We start from the raw sequence: 5,214 nt of genomic DNA, 5'->3' as shown, positions 1-5,214 counted from the left end.
CTGGCGCTGCATCGCGGCGGGCCGCGCGATCTCGGTGCCATCGGCTCCGGCCTCAGGGCAGCACAAGCGATCGCCGACCTGATAGGCCAGGCCACCTTGCCGGCTGAGCTGCGTGCGGCGGTGGATGGACTGCACGCCTTGCCGGCAGTTGTCGCCGAAAGTCTGGCGGCTGCGCTCGATGATAGCCTGCCGCTGCTCAAGCGCGATGGCGGTTTTATCAGCAAGACCCATCACACCGAGCTCGACGAGATGCGCGCGCTTGCCACCGAGTCCCGCCAGGTCATCGCCGCGATGGAGCGCGACCTTTGCGAGGAAACCGGCATCCGCGCGCTGAAGATCCGGCACAACAATGTGCTCGGCTATTACATCGAAGTCAGCGCCGGAAACTCCGACGCGCTGACCAACACGCCGGAAGCCAAGGCGCGCTTCATCCACCGCCAGACCATGGCCAACGCCATGCGCTTCACCACGACCGAGCTCGCTGGCTTGGAAACGAAGATCGCCAACGCCGCAGACCGGGCGCTGACGATCGAGCTCGGCCTGTTTGATGCGCTGGTGGCCCTGGTGGTGGAGCATGCCGAAGCCATTCGGCAGGCCGCAAGCGCGCTGGCGGTTCTGGATGTTTCGGCGGCCCTCGCGGCGCTGGCTGCTTCCGAAAGCTATAATCGCCCGCATGTCGATGACAGCCTCGACTTCTGCATCGAAGGCGGCCGCCATCCGGTGGTGGAACAGGCGCTGCGGCGTCAGAACGCGCCGGCTTTCGTAATGAACGATTGCGACCTGTCGCCGGAAAAATCGGGGCAGTCCGGCAAGATCTGGCTGCTGACAGGCCCTAACATGGGCGGTAAGTCGACCTTCCTGCGCCAGAACGCGCTGATTGCTCTGATGGCGCAGATGGGCGCCTTTGTGCCGGCCCGCTCGGCGCGCATTGGCGTCGTTGATCGCCTGTTTTCCCGTGTCGGCGCGTCCGACGATCTGGCGCGCGGCCGCTCCACCTTCATGGTGGAAATGGTGGAAACCGCCGCCATCCTCAACCAGGCCGGTTCCCGCGCGCTGGTGATCCTGGACGAGATCGGGCGCGGCACAGCCACCTTTGACGGCCTCTCGATCGCCTGGGCGGCGGTAGAATATCTGCACGAGAAAAACCGCTGCCGCGCTTTGTTCGCCACCCACTTCCACGAAATGACCGCGCTTGCCCAAAAGCTGCCGCGCCTCGCCAACGTCACCATGCGCGTGAAGGAATGGGATGGCGAGGTCGTGTTTCTGCATGAAGTCGGCAAGGGTGCGGCCGACCGCTCCTACGGCGTCCAGGTCGCCCGCCTCGCCGGTTTGCCAAAGTCGGTCGTGGAACGCGCCCGCGCCGTGCTCGCGCAGCTCGAAGCCGGCGCGACCTCGGGCAAGGCGACAAAGCTGGTGGACGACCTGCCGCTGTTCAGCGCAGCCCTTCGCGAGCCGCCGAAGCCGACTGCCGTAGATGCGCTGCGCGAGGCCATGGGGGCGATCAACCCGGATGATTTGAGCCCACGAGAGGCGCTGGAGGCGCTGTATCGGTTGAAGGGGTTGGTGGGAGACAGGTAGGCTCGCCTTTTCAGGCGAGCTTCGCTTTCCGCTTCGCGGCACCGCCGGACATGTTCAACGCAATCGCTGCGCGAATGAGTTCTTTGAACGCATCCTCATCGAGGACATCCTCTTGCCCGATGTCGATCGCGCGCCTGACCTTGCCGACGAGACTTGAGTTGAACAGGCCTGTCGGATCAGCAAGCGCCGCGCCCTTGGCAAAGGTCAGCTTGACCACAGCCTTGTAGGTTTCACCGGTGCAGAGAATGCCGGCATGTTCCCAGACCGGAACGCCGCGCCACTTCCATGTTTCTTCCACCTGGGGATCGGCGGCATGGATGAGAGCGCGGATCCTGGCCAGTGTTTGGCCGCGCCAATCGGCAAGTTCCTTTATTCTTGCATCGATGAGCGCTGAGGGTGATGGTTCTGTCGCTTGTTCCATCATGATTGAGGCTCCTTTAGAGGACCGCAGGCGCTTTACTTACCGCGCATCGAAGTCGTTTCGGGCTTTCTCCACCGTCTCAAGATTCTCCTCCGCCCAGATCCAGACACCGCAAAAGGCAGCGCCAAGGCTTTGGCCAAGCTGCGTCAGGCGATAGTCGACGTGGGGCGGCACGACGGGGTGGACGGTGCGGGTCACCATGCCGTCGCGCTCCATCTGGCGCAGCGTCTGGGTCAGCATCTTCTGGCTGATGCCTTCGATCTTGCGGGCAAGCTGGGTGAAGCGAAGCTCGCCATGAGCATCCAGAACCTCCAGGATGATCATCGTCCATTTGTCGGCGACACGGCCGATCAACTCGTTGACCAGCCGCTCGATGCGCGGATCGAGCACGTCCGGCGGTGGCGTCTTGGCGACCTCTTTCGCCTGACAGATCGTGGCAGCGTCGAATGGCAGGCTCGTCATCTCTCACTCTCTTTCAGGTAAGTACAAATCTTTCAGGTGCCTACTTTCGTTTGGATTGTAGCTGTTTACATCAGCGGCATCAATTTGAAGGAGCAGTTTTCATGAACAAGTCCGGCAATACCATCCTCATCACCGGCGGCGGCTCCGGCATCGGCGCAGCACTGGCTCAGCGCTTTCATGATCTCGGCAATACCGTGATTGTCGCCGGACGCCGGCAGGATGCGCTCGACGCCACGATCACTGGCCGGGCCAACATGCATGCGCTGACGCTCGACGTGGAAAGCGAAGCCGGGATCGCCGACTTCGCCGGCCGCCTGCTTGCTGCTCATCCCGACGTCAACGTCCTGATCAACAATGCCGGCATCATGCGCTTCGAGGCGCTGGACCATAGCCGAGATCTGGCCGATGCCGAAGCGACGATTACCACCAACCTGCTGGGTCCGATCCGGGTGACCAATGCGCTGATCGATCACCTCGCCACGAAATCCGGTGCCGCGATCGTCAACGTGACGTCGGGCTTGGCCTTCGTGCCATTGGTCATGACGCCGACCTATAATGCGACAAAGGCGGCGATCCATTCCTACACCGTCTCGTTGCGCGCAGCACTGGAAGGCAAGGTCGAGGTGATCGAACTCGCGCCGCCAGCCGTCCAGACCGGCCTGACACCCGGCCAGGAAACGCTTGAGGGCTACCAGCCCTTGAACGAGTTCATCGATGAGGTGATGGCTCTGTTTGCGCAGACACCAACCCCGTCCGAGATCCTCGTCCAGCGCGTCAAGTTCCTGCGTAACGCGGAAGCTGAAGGCCGCTTCGACAAGACGCTGCAGCAGCTCAACGAAACCGTGACCAAGGCGCGGCACGGCTGAATCCGTCACTCCGGCTTGCCTGAAGCACGATCGGTTTTTGGCCAAGGAAAAAGATGTGACGGTGCTACGCCGTCACATCTTCTGACCCGGAAGCACGCTCGCCTGTCTTACCCAGGCTATGAACTGCGCTTCATCCAGGGGCTTATCATCGGTGATGTGGAGATAGCGCACGTCCGGCTGCGTCGAGGTTTCGGGCGGCTGGGGATGGAGCTGACTGCCACGGAAGAAGGCGCCTTTGATGTATTTGGTGAAGCAATGGAGGCTGAGGAACCAGCCGTCACCTTCTGCGCCGTAGAACGGCGAGTTCCATTTGACGGCTTTGCGGACAGACGGCACCGCCTCTACGATCAGCGCGTCGAGCCTCTTACCGACACCACTTTTCCAGCCTGGCATGGCTGCAATATAGGCCTGCACCGTCCTATCGCCGTCGCCTTTCGCGATCTGCGGATTGCCGCCGGACAGAAGACCTGGGCCGGCAGATTTGGCTGGCTTGCTCATTAGGGCATGACAGCAGAGAACGCGGCTCGCCGCAAGGATATGCTGCTTCAGACGCTACCCCGCGAACTTCCGATCGGCATCCACCGCCAGGCCCAACCCTACGCTGCCGAACCGGTCACCCTGCACCGCGCGTGCGTTGGGGAACAGCTTGAGCACGCTTTCGCGCAGCAGCGGCACGGCGGTGGAGCCACCTGTCAGGAACAGCGTGTCGATGCGCTCGTGCGTCAGGCCAGCGTCGGCGAGGGTTGTGGTGATCGTGTCGGTGATGCGGGTGATTGGCGGGGTGATGGCGTCGTCGAGACCGGCGCGGGTGAAAGGAACGCGCAGGGTTTCTTCCATCAGGCGCATTTCCAGCGCTGCATCATCGCTGTCGGTAAGCGCGATCTTGGCATTTTCGACGCGGGCGGCCAACGCGTGGCCCTGGCGGTTTTCCACGATGTCGATCAGGCGATCGACCTTGCCTTGCTCGGCAGCCTCGTAGCGAATCTGGCGCAGGGTGTTCAGGGCGCGCGCGGTGTAGAGCAGGTTGATGCGCTGCCAGGTCGCGAGGTCGTAATAGGTGCCGACAGGCAGTTCGCGGCGGCCGTCCTTGGTGAGCGTCTTCATGCCGAGCTCGGGCATGACATGGGCAACCGAAGCCAGGCGGTCGAGATCCGTGCCGCCGACATGCACGCCGGTGTTGGCCAGAATGTCGTCGCGGCGATCGGTGGCGCGCGCGCGTTCGGGCGAGACGCGCACGATGGAGAAGTCGGATGTGCCGCCGCCGATATCGACGATCAGCGCCAGTTCCTCACGGGCGACCGTGCGCTCATAGTCGAGGGCGGCGGCGATCGGCTCGTATTGGAATTCGATATGCTTGAAGCCGCGCTTTTCGGCGGCCATCCGCAACTCGTCCTGCGCGCGGCGGTCGGCGGCTTCGTCCTCGTCCACGAAATGCACGGGGCGTCCGAGCACGACATGCTCGACGGCGGTGCCGCGCGCGGTATCCAGCGCCTGCTTGAGATGATCGAGAAAGGCACCGATGATATCGGTGAAAGCGAGGTTCTGCGCTTTCACCCGGGTCTTTTCGTTGATCAGCGAGGTGCCGAGCACGCTTTTCAGGGCGCGCAGCAAACGGCCTTCGACGTTTTCGGTGTAGTCGGCAATCGCGCGGCGACCAAAATAAGTGCCGTTATCCTCGAAGTTGAAGAACACGGCTGACGGGATGGTGAGGTGCTCGCCCTCCACCGCAACGAGCCGGGGCGCGCCGTCCTCGACAAAGCCGACGGTCGAGTTGGACGTGCCGAAATCGATGCCACCGCTGATCGGTTTCATGTTTGTCTTCCTCGAATGGACGGGGATTTAAAAAAGGAAGGGCGCGCCTACACGAAGCGCACCCCTGTTGTCGAG

At 62.7% G+C, this 5,214-nt stretch carries 6 protein-coding genes; 2 read left to right on the top strand and 4 right to left on the bottom strand.

Annotated elements, in window-relative coordinates; all coding sequences use genetic code 11:
• Positions 1-1,578, top strand: a 1,578-nt coding sequence (gene mutS, locus RTX98_RS19790; RefSeq protein ID WP_312798583.1) for a DNA mismatch repair protein MutS, incomplete at its 5' end; no start/stop codon positions are given.
• 10 nt (positions 1,579-1,588) lie between these two features.
• Here mutS and RTX98_RS19785 read toward each other — a convergent pair.
• Both RTX98_RS19785 and RTX98_RS19780 read right to left on the bottom strand, forming a co-directional pair.
• Positions 1,589-2,002 (bottom strand): DUF1801 domain-containing protein, encoded by a 414-nt coding sequence (locus RTX98_RS19785; RefSeq protein ID WP_312798582.1) that lies wholly within the window; start codon positions 2,000-2,002, stop codon positions 1,589-1,591.
• A 36-nt stretch (positions 2,003-2,038) separates the two neighbouring features.
• Positions 2,039-2,461: a helix-turn-helix domain-containing protein gene (locus RTX98_RS19780; RefSeq protein WP_312798581.1), complete on the bottom strand. Its 423-nt coding sequence runs from the start codon at positions 2,459-2,461 to the stop codon at positions 2,039-2,041.
• Positions 2,462-2,562: 101 nt separating this feature from the next.
• On the opposite strand from RTX98_RS19780, the gene RTX98_RS19775 reads away from it, so the two are divergent.
• On the top strand, positions 2,563-3,327 hold the full coding sequence (locus RTX98_RS19775; RefSeq protein WP_312798580.1) for an SDR family oxidoreductase: 765 nt from the start codon (positions 2,563-2,565) through the stop codon (positions 3,325-3,327).
• 72 nt (positions 3,328-3,399) lie between these two features.
• Here the strand turns inward: RTX98_RS19775 and RTX98_RS19770 are convergent, their stop codons facing one another.
• Positions 3,400-3,825 (bottom strand): DUF1801 domain-containing protein, encoded by a 426-nt coding sequence (locus RTX98_RS19770; protein ID WP_312798579.1) that lies wholly within the window; start codon positions 3,823-3,825, stop codon positions 3,400-3,402.
• Positions 3,826-3,879: 54 nt separating this feature from the next.
• Entirely contained in the window at positions 3,880-5,139 is a 1,260-nt protein-coding gene (locus tag RTX98_RS19765) for an Hsp70 family protein (RefSeq protein ID WP_312798578.1), read from the bottom strand.
• Between the last annotated feature and the right edge of the window lie 75 nt (positions 5,140-5,214).

Source organism: Tianweitania sp., assembly GCF_032053605.1.
GTDB lineage: Bacteria > Pseudomonadota > Alphaproteobacteria > Rhizobiales > Rhizobiaceae > Tianweitania.
The sequence above is the reverse complement of the archived record's forward strand: the minus strand, read 5'-3'. Positions and strand labels throughout refer to the sequence as shown.